This window comes from Sphingobacterium sp. HSC-15S19 (genome assembly GCF_050433745.1).
Lineage (GTDB): Bacteria > Bacteroidota > Bacteroidia > Sphingobacteriales > Sphingobacteriaceae > Sphingobacterium > Sphingobacterium siyangense.
In genome coordinates this window covers 1-17,225 of record NZ_JBNPWQ010000061.1, presented here as the reverse complement: position 1 = coordinate 17,225, position 17,225 = coordinate 1, and the positions used below count along the sequence as shown (strand labels likewise).

Below are 17,225 nucleotides of genomic sequence, written 5' to 3'. Positions count from 1 at the left end.
GAAGTAATATTGTCAGGTCATCAGTTGGACTGAAAAAAGCCTTGTTAGAGGGGTCAGTATGTCCAGCGGAGGGGTCAACTTCAACATTATATCCACACTCAAACCGTGATCTAGGACAATCTCCTGAGTTAACTGTTTTTGCTGCCGGAGCCCCAACCTTTTTTTGTGATGACTTCTTTTAGAATATCATGGTTCATACTCAGTTCGGCAAACATCTTTTTCAAGCGTGCATTTTCTTCTTCAAGTTCCTTTAGGCGTTTGACATCTGAGGCTTCCATACCTCCGTAACGACTCTTCCAATTATAAAATGTGGCCTTGCTAATTTCCAGCTCACGGCAAATGTCTTCGGTCTTTCTGCCTTCTTCGCCCTCTTTGAGTGCTCGCACAATCTGGCTTTCTGTAAAACATGTCTTTTTCATCTTATTACTTAAATCTAAACATTTATGTCCAGTTTTAAGCTGTTGGAGTTTTTGGGACACTTACACCTCCTCACATTCTGGGCATATTTCAATGTTACTTTTATCAATAAATTCTTTATCGCAAATGCTACAATTTGCGCGGCGTGTATCTACTAATTTTAAGGTATAAGATGAAAGCTCACCATGTGCATTATCTGATTCAAATTTAAAAACTAAACCACATCCCCCTGCACATTCTTTATTTTCGTCCAATTCCGCATCTGAATAATAATTTAAGGCATTACACAGCGGACAATAAGTATGCAATGTATTACACCACTCACAAGTTCCCACAATTATACCTTTATGTATACTATTTTCATGTTCAGGTGGAAATTCATTCGTTAATCTATGCTTACGCCAATTATGGATATAATTTCCCACACTTTCCCTATTACCATCACACACTTCACATAATTTAAATTGATTTAAATAATCTTTTTCATAAAAATCTTTAGTAAAATGGAAGCTTTCCAATAGTTCACCTCCTTCAATCTCAATATCATCGCTGTTATGAGAACCAATAGGATATTCCCAAAGGTTAAAAGTTATTTCAATAACATTACCGCATTCGCAATCAAAATCCTCAAGTTCCTGATAATGAATTTCAGATCCCATCTGTCTTTCATAACTTTCCCCTACTTTGAATTCTAAATCAAACCCAGATTTGTGAAAGCTATGAATTTCACCACATTGTTCACATTCAATTTTTAGATAGTTTCCCTTATTACTATTTGTATTAGCACGTTGGGAAATAAATTGAATAGCTTGTTCCGGAATTTTTGACTTTAGATACTTTCTAGAATTGTATAAAAACTGAGGTAAATTATACATCCAAAATTCAGTACCGGCATGGTCATACATTTCTTTTATTAATTCTTCGCGAGGAGCTTTAATCCGATTTTCATTTTTATCTTTTTCAAAATAGCACCAGTCTTCATCCTTTGTATTATCATTTGTAATAAAAATAATAGGCAATCTTTTATCTTTGGCATAATCCAATATCTGCTTCCAAATGATCAAATCACCGAAAATTTGGGTTCCTTTTTTTTCCTTATTGTAAAAGTCTCCGTATCCTGGTGGAATTCTATACTCGTACCGATGTTTTCCTTCTTTAGTTATCTCTATAATTTGTTCAAAAGAATAGTTGCTTCCAATCAAAAAATAGGTATTTATGGCTTCAAGAACATCGTCTTCAGTATTGGTACTTAAAATCTCCGTTTGAGAAGCATTAACTTGTAGCGTAATTTTATTTTTAAACTCTTCTATGTCTTTACTAAAATTTTCAATTTTGGTTTTAATTTCATTTAAATACACTTGATCTAAATGGGGATGTTTATCATCCTTTTTAGTTTTTTCCGAAATTTCGTGTACTTTTTTATTGATATGCTGATCAAAATTCGGTTTTAGATCTGCAATTAGTTTTTCAATAGATTCATATTGATCTTTATAAGCTTTGGATATAGTCTCTTCCTGATTCTTTAGAAATTCAAACTCTACATGGCCCGGTGTCCATAACCGCTCTTTCAAAAGTGCAAACGTCTGGTCATAAATATTTTGTCTCGTCTTTTTTGGAAGATAATAGAATTCTAGTAATGCAGAAGTATCAAAAACGAAAACAGCACTAGACCATAGTCGTTCCTGTTTATCATCATCTATTTTGAATAGTTTAATGTTATCTAAATTCATAAAATATCGTTTGGAAATGCTTTGGTTCTAAGCAATAAATCTAAATTACAATAATATTTCTTTCTTGAAGATATTATTTAGATAATTTTAACAATAAAAGAATACTGATTTCCAAAATATATGGACAATTTACAGGTTAACCGACTTACTGTCAACCAACTCAGGATTTACTTAAGTCTTGGTTCTTAATTGTCAGTTTTTAGGCATGAAAAAAATTTTCAGCTCCGGCGGGACTTGACGGATTCTTGGAAACTGGAGCTAAGGAAATCAATATCATCAAGAGAACTGGCTTCATATTATTACTTTAAAGATAGTTTACATAATTATAAATTCGACAATCTTTCGAATAATCTCTATTTAATTCTGTTTTATCTAATAAATCCTTCAACACAAATTTATCCACAGTATTAATTATTCCAGAACTTAAGCTTAACTTTATACTTCTAACCCTTCGATTAATGACAGAAGATAAAATAAATTTTAACAGTGCCTATGTTAGCCTCAACCTACTGGATGAATTGGATTATTGTCTAGGTGGATATGGAAAACCAAATTTCGAATTTCTTTTTAGCTTAAATACATTTGTAGAAACATTTATAGCATCCTCAAGTTTCTATACGTCCTTAGATGAATTAAACCATCTGAACTTAACGGCACCGGCCCTCTTTCCGAATGGCAGACCTATCTTGAACATGCTGGTAAAAGCTGGAGGACTTAAATTTGTGAATGGAGTTATCGATAAGGAAGGAAAAGTAATCTATATTGGGGATGCGGATGGTCTAACAAGGAAAGAAGCCCAACAGGAATTCATCCTCAAATATGGTACAGATATTACGAAAAAATATCTTTTAAAGAGTGAAATCAGTAATTCCATAACTGAAATTCCGTTAATAACTGCCAAACTTTCCGATGAACAGTTTATCGTTTCTGAGGTACATACACACTCTTCTGAACTTGTCTCGAATCTATTGAATGTTTCAAGGTTTTCAAGTATTCAAACAAGTTTGCCTATCTATCTTTATGAAGAGCAAATTACCTCACTTATAAAAACACCTTATTCAATTCAATCTTTAGAAAGGCTAGCCAAATTACATGAAGAGAATCTGGAAAGCTTATTAAATGATCTCAACTTTAAACATCTGCCTGTTCCTCCTTTTACTAACATACTGCTTAGCCAAGTTTCTTCTATTTCTGAGATCCCAGAAAAATTAATACAGTTACGATTTGACTTCCAAGAGTTGAGAGATAAATTTATTGAACTTGAAAATGATATCCATGGCTCGTCTAAACTAAAGGAACAACAAGCTGCTCATAGAAAATTTAATGAGTTTTGGATTACTTTTATGAAAAAATATACCGATCGAAGGCATCGTATTTTCTATGGCCTATTAGACTTGACTTCGGGCGTAAATACAGACAAAGCTGCAGACAAGTTAATTGAAGAGAACAATTTCTTAGACGCACTTAAAGATCTGAATTTTGGCAAACTTGGCGGAAATCTCCTCACAAGAGGATATAGTGAATTCAAGGAAAGAAGAATCATAAACAGATATAAAGGATTGACAAATATCTGGGAACTCTTCCAGTCAGGTAACGGTATTGAAGCACAGATTGAACACTTTGAACGTTTATTTGGAGTTAGGTTCAGTAATACAGAAATTAACAAAGTCAGCACTTTTATCAACCATAAATTGGGTAGTCTAAACAATAAAATAGCAAAATAATACTATTAATATGTCCTTCTTTTTTAAAAAGCGTGAATCTAGCGGTGTATTCATTTATGAAGACAACAAGTTTAAGGAATATCTTAAAGATGTAGGGGATGTATCAATTAATAACATAGCAATTGCATTGGGTTATCATCCAGATCAATTGTATTCCCCAACAATAAAAGAAAATAAGGAAAAGCTACTTTATGTCGGACTTGAAATGTTTACTCGAAATCCTGTTTTTATCATGACTCACCCAACAACGACATTTATTACTCAAAAAAGTATCAAACATGCAATAGGTGATTTCTCAGTAGCCAAAGAATTCGACCGTATTAGAATTAATGATGAATTAACCACAGGCATTGAAAACAAAAGTTTTCCGACTGAATTCCTGTCAAAAGTATTAAATATGAAAGACATTTCAGATAATGGGATGTTTTACTCTGAAAAAATTGACACCTACCTTTACTTTACTGGGGGGCTACTTACCGATTTTCATTTTGACAATGGGCTTTTCCCTTATGCCCAGCAGTTAAGTATAAATAATCCAACTGTCTTTAATAGAATTGCAGAACTAGCCTATAAATATTGGCCAGAAAATGATTTTCAGGCAAAAAAGGAAATTAATATCCAATGTGAAGCATGGGCTAATCTTCCTGGAGCTTATGGAAATGAATTCGTACCACTACATAGAACTGAAAATGGCGGATCAAATTTACACATGATACGTGTCTGTCATTACAACTACCCCATTGATATTGATCAATTCAAAGAAATTAACCATAAAAGATATCAAGAATTTGAGGATGAAAATGGTAATCAACAATTTATTAATGGCAATTTCAGATACACATTCGACAAGCTGACAGGATATTTAGATAAGACCTGCCTTAGCGAAAAATAATGTATTTTTTTGTAAAAACAGTTTATTCATTATTAATGACTAACCCAATACTGAAACCAGTCCTATAAGAAGGGTTTAACATTTCTTTTCTATATGCCGTAAAAAAATTACGGCATATAGAAAGTATTTAGTATTTTTGATCAAAATCTATAACAATGCTTGCAAAATTTAAAGTTTCCAATTTTAAAAGTTTTAATGAGGAAGTTACTTTTGATCTTACAGATACAAATGGATATACTTTTAACAAAGATTCCATTAAAAACGATATAGTAAATAGCGCATTGGTCTACGGTCATAATGGTGTAGGTAAATCCAATCTTGGATTGGCCATTTTCGACATTATAGAGCATCTGACAGATGGTAAGAAAAATGACTCAGGCTACGAAGTTTATCTGAATGCCTATTCGAAAAAAAAATATGCCCAATTTTCATATGAATTCCTGATCGAAGGTGCGAAAGTAGAATACAGCTACCGAAAATTGGATTATTATACAATTCTCACAGAAAGCTTTTCCATTAATGGAAAAGAATTAGCGAGAATTGACAGAGAAAAAAATAATACAGCACAGTTTAACTTTAAGGGGGCCGAAACTCTTAAAACTGAAATCACCAATCCAGGCCTATCTATCATCAAGTATGTTAAAAACAATACCGAACTGGATAAGAATGAGGAAAATAAAGTATTCATGAGATTTTTCAGTTTTATTGAAGGCATGCTTTTCTTTCGTTCTTTGCCCAAGAATGAATACATGGGCAGCAATATCGCTACAAAAACAAATGCAATAGAAGATATTATAGAAAAAAACAATTTGCGAAATTTTGAGGAGTTTTTAAATAATGCTGGAATTGAATGTAAATTGAAGGAAATTGATGAAATCGAGAAGAAAACGATAGGATTCGATTTCGATGGCGTAGAAATCCCTTTTGTAAAAATTGCCTCACAAGGTACTCGGTCATTATTATTATTTTATTATTGGTTTCAACGCATAAAAGACAAAGAAAAAACCCTTGTATTTATAGACGAGTTTGATGCTTTTTACCACCACGATTTATCAGCAGTAATTGTTCGTGAATTAAAGAAAACTGGTGTTCAATTTATATTAACAACACACAATACTTCTATTATTACAAATGATTTATTGCGTCCAGACTGTTATTTTTTAATTAACAAACACAGTATTCGATCCCTCTCAAAATCTACTTCTAAGGAATTAAGAGAAGCACATAATATCGAAAAAATGTATAAAGCAGGAACTTTCGATGGCGAGTAATATATTGTTTGTATTTGAAGGTCAGAATGTAGAGGATCAAATTTACGACTCCTTTTCGCAGCATTTTCTTGATGCAAATGCAGTCATTACATGTGCATATTGTAATAATCTATATAACTTGTACAAAAGAATAGAGGAAGATGAGGATCTAGATACTTTTGCATTGTTAAAAGCAATGGCTATTAACAATGAACTTTCATCTTTGAATAGATCGGATTTTGCAGAAATTTATATGTTTTTCGATTATGATGGGCATGACAGGGTTGCAGATGATGAAAAAGTTCAAAAAATGTTGAACTTGTTTAACGAGGAGACAGAAAAAGGTAAGCTTTACTTAAGTTATCCAATGGTGGAAGCAATAAAACATTTTCCAAAATTGGAAGATTTCCCCACTTTAAAAGTTGAATGCAAAAAGAATATACGTTACAAAGTTCTAGTTAATAGTAACTGTACACCGCTACTCCAAAATGTAAAAATTTATGACCTAGAACTATGGAAATTGCTTTTCTCACAGCATTTGTCAAAAATGAATCTAATAGTCGAAAATAATTTTGAGTTACCAAAAAGATTAATATTTCAGGACGAAATATTTAAAAACCAATTTGAAAAATACATAAGCATTGATGAAACTGTTGCTGTATTAAGTGCATTCCCTTCATTTTTGCACGATTACTTTGGAAATGAAGCTTTCCTAGCGAAGATTAAAATATAACTTCTTAAAAATTAATTTACTATTCATAATTAGCTTCCACTAAAATTATCAATCTGTAATCCCAGTGAATCGATAAAATCTTACGGAAACCTTATTGAAGGTCTACCTGATTGATACTAATTACCATTATCCATATAGATTCTTTCAATAATTTTATGTTAAAATGATGGTAGAACTACCAGCTTTACCATCATTTTAACATAAATCAGCAGTGGTCTTATACGTCTATAGCTTTACAGTTGACCTCTTTTCAAAAAACTAGCTTTTAAAAGTAGATAATTCATAATGAATTACTAATTTTAAATAGAAGGAAAACAAATAAAAAGTTCATTTCAGTTTTATAACGATAATACAATATTAACCCACATCCATGGCAAACGAAATAAATATTGAAAATATACAACAACTCATTGATCTAGTTAATAATAATTATAATGATCACCCGCTAAAAAACATGGGAGTGTTGTTTGCAGCTGCTATGAATGACTGGCCAACACAAAATCAAACTAACATAAATGAATTCGTACAAGAGTTACAGAATTATTTTGGGACACCAATTACCAAAGACGTTATATTAAATAAGGTTACTAGTCTTTCTGATGAAGATGCCTGGCGGAAAGAATCGGCCGCTTCCCTATTAGAATTTTTTGATCTCGCTGAAACACAATATCAAGAAAAAAATCTCGAACAACTCATTGGAGCAATTATCAAACACTACCAAGAACCTCCAAAAATCACTGATTCGATCAATCTTGTTGAAAAGTTTGGAGTATATGACGAAAAGTTGGATTTATCAGGATACCAATATCCGAGTTTAGATCTTTTCCCGCCCCAATTACACCCTTTAATTGAAAAAATTAATAAACAGGCTGCTCAATATGAACTTCCGCTATTATTAAATGACGAAGAAAATCTTACTTTTCAGGAACTATATGAGCACCCAAATCTGCTATTAGCTGGTACGATTGCTTCTGGTAAAACGCAGTTTATCTACAATCAATTGGTAATGTGGTTGTATAAATTCCATCCAGCACAGTTGAAACTGGTCATATGTAAAAGCAAACCAATTGACTACACTGCTTTTGCCAAACTTGAAAAACATTTTATAGCTGCATTACCCGGTGATCAATCTCCTGTTATCGATCACAATAAGGCTCTTTCAACAATTAATGCATTACTCATTGAATGTGAGCAAAGACAAGAGTTATTTCAAAAAGCAGGTGTAAAATCAATTACAGATTATAATAATAAATTTGTCCATAGAACACTCGACCCATTACTAGGTCATCGTTATCTGCCTGACATCGTATTAATAATGGACGACCTGCAAACATTCTTAGAAGATGACACAATAAGGTCTTTGATCGTATTGACGCAAAAAAACTTGTATACAGGAATCTATCTATTGGCTGTAACAAGCCAAATAATGGCTAGAAATATTTCGCCACAGTTGCGCGCTAACTTTAGTTTCAGAATTGGTATGAAACTCATGTCCCAAAATGAATCTAAAAAGATATTGGACCGTATCGGTGCGGAAAAACTAACGTCCTCGGGACAGTTAGTCTACGAACGTGGTGAAAAACTCATGAAAGGCCATCAACCTTATTTGGATTACCTATACTTATCATCAATCTGTGAGTACATTGGAAGCCAGCGCGGGTATCCTTCTCCTTACCTCCTACCTGAATATCGCTTTGCCGAAAATATACCGGTGGTATTTGATCCAAAAGATAAGGATCAATTCTTTGAAGAAGCTGCTCGATTGATTGTGATGTACCAGCAAGGATCTACATCATTAATACAACGTAAATTAAAGCTTGGATACAACCGTTCTGGTCGCATAATAGACCAGCTAGAAGCTGCAGGAATAATTGGTCCATTTGAAGGAAGTAAACCGAGAGAAGTTTTATTTCCAGACGAATATGCGCTGGAACAATACTTAGAAAAACTTGCGACACATAATAACTTAGAATATACTCCTCCAAGTTTATACAATAATTCAAAAAAGATTTTAAATACACCCATCGAACCTGAATTGTCTATGAACAAAATTGACGATTTAAAGCGCGAGCCCATTTACCCTAAGAATAAACCAATTGTTTCTAAAAAAAATAAGGGTAAAGTATTCGTATTCCTCCTTATTGTAGTTGTTATACTTGCTTTTTTCTATTGGATGGGCAAACAGTAAACTCTGTTACGGTAAACCGTAAATATTACCAATTATAAGACGCTATTTTTGTTACAACAAATTATGTGTTAATAATGCGTAAACATTGCTTTTATAGAAAAACATTGATAAATTAGAAAATAGGATTATTAACCTTACTGACATAGTTTAAAAACCTCATTGCCAGTATAATTTCAGACATTCGGTATAAAAAGTTAATGGGAACCTTTTTTATAATTTTGATTTTTATTGTGATTGCTATAGCTGCCTCAAGTAAAAAAAATAAAAAGAATCAACAGCAGCAATATTATGCTCCGCCAAAGCCTCAAGAGCAGCCAACTGCAGCGGAAATGAAGAACGCAAACTTCTACTATAGTGAGGGTTGGCGTAAATATTTAATCAAGCACCATGGTAAGTATGAATTGTGGCCACCAAACTTTTTTGAAATTGCTGCCCTTGCTTTACGTAAACTTTCCATCAAGGAAAACTATGATCTTAAAATCCATTTTAATCATAGAGATGGATCTCAACTGCTTTACAACCTTACTTTAAGGCTATTAAGAAATCGTCAATACAATAGCGAGAATGTATGTAAAGCCTATAGGATAGTGATTGATACGATTCAAAAACTGCCTGTATCATCGCCAGCACCTCCCATTCCTAGATTTAGTGAAGAGAAGTCCGCTACTGCAATCTTACAAGATAACAAGAATGTTGTTATGAATAACGTGATATCAACAATCCAACCATTACCTAAACCACAAGCAATAAAAAGCGACGAGGAAACCGCTGATGATAAACCTTCCAAAGTAGAAACTCCCATTCAAATAGAAGATAGTAAAGCTGAAAAAGAGCAACAACGTGAGATTACGTCTATATTGGATTCTTTAAATGCGAAAAATATATCGGACGAAACACCCAATGATATTATTGACGTTACGGGTCATCAGGAAGAAATTATATCAACTCAAACCTATAATATAGATACTAGCACAATTACCTATTTTGAACCTTCTTTAAATATCGAAGAAGTATTAGCAAAATTGGATAGTTCTAATCTTTTTGCAGTTCCAGAGGAAAGGCCAAGCGCACAACCAATCCAACACAGCTATTCGGAAGGGTTTGAGAATAATTATAACTATGACGACTATTTACTCGGCAAGCGTTATAAAGATAAAATGGGACTCTCAAAAGCTCAAGTGAGTCTAATCAATAAGCTAAATGGAGTAAATAATGTTTTTCTAGAAGTTGAGGGATGCTGTATAGAGACGATTACCCTCTTTCTCAGTTGTGAAAAAAAATTAAGAGCTAACCTCACAAAAAAAGATTCTAACCTGAAAAAGGAAATCGAAAACCTTGTTGAAAGTGCGCGCAAAATCTCAAGAGTAACGAAGGAAGGTGCTTGGATGTTTGATAGTTATTATAATCAAAAATATGTAAATGACATAATCTCGCAGCAAGTGTATTACACAATATTCAAAAGAGCCGAGATTTTAGTAAGGGAAAATTGGGGACATAAACGAAAAGTATCTGGTGAATTTGCTCAAACTTTTACTGGTCTAAGCGATATTTTCGAGGATCGAGTAGGCTCTGCTGTGAATACGATTTTGGAAGGCCTAAAGTCCTCCATCAAAGATCCAGATCTAGCGACTGAGATCGAATTAAATAGGATGAATACAACGCGTTGGAAATCCAAATTTGATATTTTAAAGCATGATGTAAACCAAGAAAATATAGTCGAGTTTGGACAGAAAATCCATACGCTTTTTGAGCAGAATCAACTAAACCCTTCTGCGGAAAACATTTACTATGAAGCGTGTAAAATAGCATATACCATAGATAAAAATGAAGCCATAAGGCTTTACTTGCATTACCTGTACGCTGATCTCCAATCTGATAAAATTGACGACAAACAGCTCACAAAAACAATTCACAAGGCACTTTTTAAAAATGATCACCACGAACAGGCTTTTAACGAGATTATACAACAATTAAAAGAAGATCGCAATCTCGGTACAGCAATTGAAAAGGTAGATTCTATATATGCTCCAATCCGAAGAAAAATAGAATTGAATATCGAAGCAATCAAAACAGTTCAGGAACAGGATAAAAATACCGTTGAGCTCCTAAACAACTATCTTCAAGATGAGGAAGAAGTCGTAGAGAATGTACCAGTTGTAAATAGCAGCGAAGTTGAAAGCTCGAAGACGGAAGTAGAATCTACCGAGATTGAATCTGATCCCGACAACTTATTTGTTGACGAGATTGATCTCTCATTAGATCAACGCGAATTGATCGGTTTATTTACAGCAAATAGTTTTGAACTGACTCAAGAATACCTAGCGAATTTTTGTAAAACGAGAGGGTTAAGGTCTGGCCCTATGATCAACGATATTAACGAAATCTGTTATGAAATTTTAGATGATACGCTGATCGAAGAGCGTGACGAAGAATATTTGGACATGAATGAGGATTATTATAAAATGATTATTAAAGCATGAAACTAGCAGTAAAACCTAAAGAAGCCACCGCTATTATTAATTCATTACTTAGCGGTGTAGTGCCAAGAATCGGGGTACAACATATTACAGTAGGACGTTCGGATGAAGTGGATGCATTCATCAAAGCACTAGACGATGTAAAAAATGGCCATAGCATGGTTAAATTCTGGATAGGTGACTTTGGATCAGGAAAATCCTTTATGCTCCACCTGCTCAATACGGTAGCATTGAAACAGAAGTTTGTGGTGTCAACAGCAGACTTCACACCGGATAATCGCCTATATTCAAATGATGGGAAAGCGCTCGTGCTTTATACAGCTATCATGGATAATATTGCCATACAAACAAAACCAGAAGGTGGCGCTTTAGCAACGCTACTGGAAAAATGGATTGAACAGGTGGTCGCTACTACGGCAGTGGAAAATAACCTCTCTCTTGTCCAAATACGGGAAGAACAGTATTTGAACCTCGTAAAAAACAAAATTATGCAGTCAATCAATGAACTGACTGATGTTGGTGGATTTGACTTTGCGAGTGTAATCATGAAATATTACGAAGGATATATCAATGATGACGAGCTACTGAAAAGAAATGCATTAAGATGGTTAAAAGGCCAATATAAAACGAAGACTGAGGCTCGACAAGACCTTGGGGTCCGTGAAGTGATTAACGATTTGAACTTCTACGACATGCTCAAAAATTTCACAGCACTATTTGTCAGTATGGGTTACAGTGGTTTTATGCTCAATCTCGATGAAGCCATCAATCTTTATAAGATCTCGACATCGACGATGCGTGAAAAGAACTACGAAAAAATCCTGACGATTTATAACGATTGTTTCCAAGGTAAAGTAAGTAACTTGTTTATCAATATAGCAGGCACACGTGAATTTTTGGAGAATGAACGTCGTGGTTTATTTAGCTACCAAGCATTGAAATCAAGGTTAGAAACAAATAAGTTTGAGACCCTTCAAATTCGTGATTTCGCACAGCCTGTGATCCGATTAATGCCCATCGATCATAACGAGATATTTGTATTGCTTAAAAAACTCAAAGAAGTTTTTGAATTTCATTATAAATTGGAAATTGATATTTCCGATAACGAGATCCAAAATTTTATGGAGGAAATATATAACAAACCTGGTGCAAGTGAGTTTTTAACGCCGAGGGAAGTAATACGTGATTTCCTGAATATTTTGAGTATCCTACGTCAAAATCCGCAACTGGATAAAGCCGCGCTGTTCAGCGATATTCAGATCAAAGATGAACGCCCAGTTGATGTATTATTAGACAGTATAGAAGAACTATAATATGGCATTTGAACTGCTCTCTGAACCGATTAGACGTTATGTAAAAGATAAGCGTTGGGAAAGTCTTAGACCAATACAAGCTGCTGCTATCGAAAAAATCATGAAAAGCGATAGCAATGTCATATTGGCAAGTAGAACGGCCTCTGGTAAAACGGAGGCAGCCTTCCTCCCTATCCTATCTAAAATAAGTGCGCGGAGCAAGAGCGTTCAAGTCCTTTACATTTCTCCGTTGATCGCATTGATCAACGATCAATTTGTGCGTGTAGAGGATCTGTGTAGTTATCTAGATATTAAGGTAACAAAATGGCACGGCGAAGCGAATCGAACGGCGAAAGAGCATCTGATTAAAGAGCCGAACGGTGTCGTATTGATTACTCCAGAGTCTTTAGAAGCGATGTTAGTCAATAAACCTCAAAACGTTAGCATATTATTTAACGATCTGAAATACATAGTTATTGATGAGATTCATTCGTTTATAGGTACAGACAGAGGGATTCAGTTGAAATCGATATTGCACCGAATTCAAAAGTCCGCTAAGGTGACACCTGCTATCGTCGGTTTATCAGCGACTTTGGGCGATTTCGAAGAAGCCAAACGTATGACCGGTCGGCCAGATGCTACGGTTGTACTACGGGACCGGACCGCTAAAAGCATGGTTACGTCTTTCCGTTATTTTGAGAGCGGGGCAAATCAACTATCTTTGGAATTGCTAAAAGATCTTTACAAAGAAACCTACAACAGTAAAGTTTTGGTATTTCCAAATAGCCGTGGACGGGCCGAAGAAGTAGCCGTCAAACTAAAAAGGATTGCTGAAAAAGTAAATGGACATACGTCATATTACTCTCATCATTCATCAGTCGATCGTGAGCTTAGGGAATGGATTGAACATTTTGCCAAAACAAATAAATATCACCCATTTGTGATTTCCTGTACCTCAACGCTAGAGCTTGGTATCGATATTGGTAGCGTAGAAAAAGTAGTTCAGATCGATGCTACGCATTCTATTGCCTCCCTTATACAGCGAGTAGGTAGAAGTGGGCGGAAGGATGGACAAGCAAGTTCTTTGTTGTTATATGCAACTGGAAAATGGAGCCTGTTACAATCATTAGCCTGCTGGGAACTTTATAAACAGGAATTCATCGAACCGCCATTCGTAGCTTTAAAACCCTTTGATTTATTTGCACATCAACTATTGGCAGTAGTCAAGCAATATAGCGGCTTACCCATATCGATTTTAAAAACCGAGCTCGAGCAAAACTTTGCATTTAAGGATATTACGTCCGAAGAGTTTGATGATATTTTAAGCCATCTGATCGAAACCGATATGCTCGAACAGTTAGGTAAAGAGGTCATCATAGGACTCGAAGGCGAGCGAATTGTCAATTCGCGAGATTTCTATTCTGTATTTGCAACTGAAATACATTTTAAAGTACTACATGATGGCAAATCTATTGGAGATCTACCCTCCTCCTCTCCGATCATGATCGAAGACAACATTTTGTTGGCCGCAAAGATCTGGAAAGTGGTTGATATAGACTTTAGAAGCAGGAAAATATTTGTAAAACCTACGAACGATGGCAAGCCTCCGATCTTTGGTGGTGAGCCCGGCAATACACATCCATTAGTGAGGCAAAAAATGCTCGAATTGCTGATGACTTCATCCATACATCCTGAGCTTGATGAGCAATGCTGTGCGGTATTGGATGATATGCGGCAGGTGTTTAAAGATATTCTCATTGAGAGTTTGGAAGATGACCGTCCGCTGTTTGTCGGAGAAAATTCCTATAAATTTTATACCTTCCAGGGGTCAAAGATATTTGATACCTTAAAATTTATTTTATCAGCTGCAGGCTTAGAATTCCGGCATCAAGACGCATCAGCATCTATTGAAATAGATAAAGAGCAAGGATTTGAATGGTCTGCACCAAAGCTGCTTGCCGTATTTCAGGATTTGGATCAACATTTAGCATTTCGGATTGATACCAATCCTGCTATATTAAGTTTTGCAAAATGGGCTATACTACTTCCAAAAGATAAACAGATAGAGCTTTTAAAAAGTCGAAGATATGACTTCGATGGGGCATTGAAATTTATAAATTCTGTTCGATGGATGTATGCTAATACTGATGATGTCGATATCGCAAACTTTGCTTTAGACGCATAAATTAAAGCTTGACTGTTATGATTATTTCGCACGTTATTCTTGTAGAGATTGATACTGATAGCTCGACTATAGCTTTAAAAATCAAAGACCTTAAAAGTGTAAAATTTGATTATTATTGTAACGCAAAGTATAATAAAAGTTTTGCAGTCTGCACAAACAGCAAACATTTAGCGTTAAGCATAAAATCTGGCATTGAGGCCTTGATTTTAGATGATATAATTAACGACTTCAACGGAGCCATTTATAATATATCGGCTCTAAGCAAATTAGTTCGAGGATGTAATTTTTATAAGTCCGAGATTCCGAGTATTGAAATCATAAAGAATATAAAGACCCTAGAAAAAGTTGATATACCTCAAATTGATACCTACGAAGGCATAATGGAATTTTATGATAATTGCAATCTAGTAATTGCTCAAATCGACGAGTTGTTAAATAATGGTGCTGAATTTTCTAAAAATAACCGAAAAGAACGACCATCTATTATTCACAATCGAAACTTACCTATTTTGGATCAATTGAATTTCGATTGGGTATATAATAAAGACAACGATATCGTTTTTGATAATATTGGTCTTGCAAGATGGAGACGTGAAGGGCGATTCCCAGAGCATAGACGACTTATAGAGATAAAGTATTTTAGGTAGATCGGTAAATTCAACGTATCAAAATTAGAATGACTTACATGTTTTAAAGAGAGTGTCAAGCGCGCTCAAAATTTCGTCTAAATAAAGAGTTTCACTACAGAATACGACTGAATTATTAAATGAATTGTACCCTCTAAGAGTATTTAAAGCGGGCATACCGAAATGATGATTCCTTAAAGATGGATTCATCGCCAAATCGATATATGAACCCTGTGAACTATTTTCAAACTATTCTTTAATACGTTCATCATAATGTCGAAATGATTACGGAATTTCCTGCTAGAAAGAGGATTATTATTCTCAACTCCTAGCAATTCTCTAAGCTTTTGTCCACGAATTTTGTATTTTTGACTTGGCCATAGAATTTTGGAAACATTTCCTGCTGCAACAAGAATTGATTGAATCGAATACCAAGTTTCGTTGTTATCAAAATTATCGTGCGTTGGCGTAATGTCTTGTCTTGTAATAATTGTATTCCCACCTGAAATTCTCAATCTTGTGCCTTGCATCTTCAAGTGACAGAAACCAATTTAATGACAAACATTCGTCTCTGAATTTGCCATTGAAAGACTCAACATATAGGTTGTAAGTAGGTTTTCCGGGTCTGGAGAAATCCAGTCTTGCCTGATTTTCGTAAGCCCACCTATCTACATCTTTTGATATAAACTCACTGCCATTATCACACTGAATTCTTTCAGGGAAACATCCTTCCATCAGGCAGGCTTTGGTCAGTTCATTTACTACATCGGCACCTTTTAAAGACTTTCCCACCAGTAGTCCGTGGCAGATTTTACTACAATTATCCACTATAGCTAAGATGCGAAAACGTTCGCCGTTAAACAACGCATCCTGTAAGAAATCCATGCTCCATACCCGGTTTATAGCTGTAGTTGCAGTCGGTCTAACCGATGAGCAGCACTACGGCGTCGTTTTGGCCGCTTGGCACGTAGGTTTAGTCCGCAAGCCTTATAAATACAGTAAACACGTTTATGGTTATCGGTAAAACCTTCCCGTCGAAGCAGAACAAATATACGTCCGAAGCCATAACGGATACGTGAGTGGGCTATTTCATTCATCCGCATTTTTAGCAAACTATCTTGCCGATGTCGGTAATGGATATAATAGTACATCGACCTGGCAAGGCATACACATCGACAGGCCCGTTGGGTTGATATCCGATAATTGCTAACCATCCAATAGGCCATTTCTTTTTTGTAAGCCGGTTTCACAACTTTTTTTCATCATATCCTGTAGCATCTGTTTGTCCAAACTTAAATCAGCGACCACCTTTTTTAGCTGGGCGTTCTCCTCTTCCAGCTGCCGCAATTTGCGCAACTCTGGAATGCCCAGACCGCCGTATTTTCTCTTTCAATTGAAAAATGTTGCCTGGGAGACTCCCATTTGCCGACATGTCTATTCCACACGGGTACCGGTCTCGGACTGACGTAGCCCGAAGGCGATCTGTGCCTGGGTAAACTTTGATATATTCATCGTTTTTCCTCCTATTTAAAATTAGTAATTCACACCCGAATTCTCTACTTTTAAAATGTACTGTTTTATGGGAAGAGGTCATATGACATTAAAAATATTTACACTCACTTGCGTCCTAAACGTTTAAAAAGTGGCGGCGTTTGGATATAGCAAAGTTGCTATATTTAAATTGCAAAATTATAACACACCACCATGATAA

10 protein-coding genes and 2 pseudogenes are annotated in these 17,225 nt (G+C 35.1%); 9 read left to right on the top strand and 3 right to left on the bottom strand.

Going from position 1 to position 17,225, the window contains the following annotated elements; translation table 11 throughout:
• Positions 1–158: 158 nt before the first annotated feature.
• A pseudogene (locus L1283_RS27465) lies at positions 159–419 on the bottom strand (transposase); the annotation flags it as partial.
• A 60-nt stretch (positions 420–479) separates the two neighbouring features.
• Positions 480–2,147, bottom strand: coding sequence for a PIN-like domain-containing protein (locus L1283_RS27460; RefSeq protein ID WP_286849294.1), 1,668 nt, complete (start codon positions 2,145–2,147; stop codon positions 480–482).
• 458 nt (positions 2,148–2,605) lie between these two features.
• Here L1283_RS27460 and L1283_RS27455 point away from each other — a divergent pair, with 458 nt between their 5' ends.
• The 9 genes from L1283_RS27455 to L1283_RS27415 all read left to right on the top strand — a co-directional run bounded on the left by L1283_RS27455 (position 2,606) and on the right by L1283_RS27415 (position 15,535).
• Positions 2,606–3,871: a hypothetical protein gene (locus tag L1283_RS27455; RefSeq protein WP_429626748.1), complete on the top strand. Its 1,266-nt coding sequence runs from the start codon at positions 2,606–2,608 to the stop codon at positions 3,869–3,871.
• Between the two features lie 10 nt (positions 3,872–3,881).
• Positions 3,882–4,763 (top strand): hypothetical protein, encoded by an 882-nt coding sequence (locus L1283_RS27450; protein ID WP_291096461.1) that lies wholly within the window; start codon positions 3,882–3,884, stop codon positions 4,761–4,763.
• A 155-nt stretch (positions 4,764–4,918) separates the two neighbouring features.
• On the top strand, positions 4,919–6,034 hold the full coding sequence (locus L1283_RS27445; RefSeq protein ID WP_291096463.1) for an AAA family ATPase: 1,116 nt from the start codon (positions 4,919–4,921) through the stop codon (positions 6,032–6,034).
• Between the two features lie 118 nt (positions 6,035–6,152).
• A complete protein-coding gene (locus tag L1283_RS27440; RefSeq protein ID WP_429626747.1) occupies positions 6,153–6,746 on the top strand; it encodes a hypothetical protein in 594 nt (197 codons plus the stop codon).
• Between the two features lie 370 nt (positions 6,747–7,116).
• A complete protein-coding gene (locus L1283_RS27435; RefSeq protein ID WP_429626746.1) occupies positions 7,117–8,934 on the top strand; it encodes a DNA translocase FtsK in 1,818 nt (605 codons plus the stop codon).
• Positions 8,935–9,131: 197 nt separating this feature from the next.
• On the top strand, positions 9,132–11,414 hold the full coding sequence (locus L1283_RS27430) for a tellurite resistance TerB C-terminal domain-containing protein (RefSeq protein WP_429626745.1): 2,283 nt from the start codon (positions 9,132–9,134) through the stop codon (positions 11,412–11,414).
• Positions 11,411–12,724, top strand: a complete 1,314-nt coding sequence (locus tag L1283_RS27425) for an ATP-binding protein (RefSeq protein WP_286848485.1) — start codon at positions 11,411–11,413, stop codon at positions 12,722–12,724. The genes L1283_RS27430 and L1283_RS27425 overlap by 4 nt, the downstream gene beginning before the upstream one ends.
• 1 nt (position 12,725) lies before the next feature.
• Entirely contained in the window at positions 12,726–14,888 is a 2,163-nt protein-coding gene (locus L1283_RS27420; protein WP_429626744.1) for a DEAD/DEAH box helicase, read from the top strand.
• A gap of 17 nt (positions 14,889–14,905) precedes the next feature.
• Positions 14,906–15,535, top strand: coding sequence for a hypothetical protein (locus L1283_RS27415; protein ID WP_286848487.1), 630 nt, complete (start codon positions 14,906–14,908; stop codon positions 15,533–15,535).
• A 432-nt stretch (positions 15,536–15,967) separates the two neighbouring features.
• On the opposite strand, the pseudogene L1283_RS27410 reads toward L1283_RS27415, so the two are convergent.
• A pseudogene (locus tag L1283_RS27410) lies at positions 15,968–17,026 on the bottom strand (IS3 family transposase).
• Positions 17,027–17,225 lie beyond the last annotated feature (199 nt).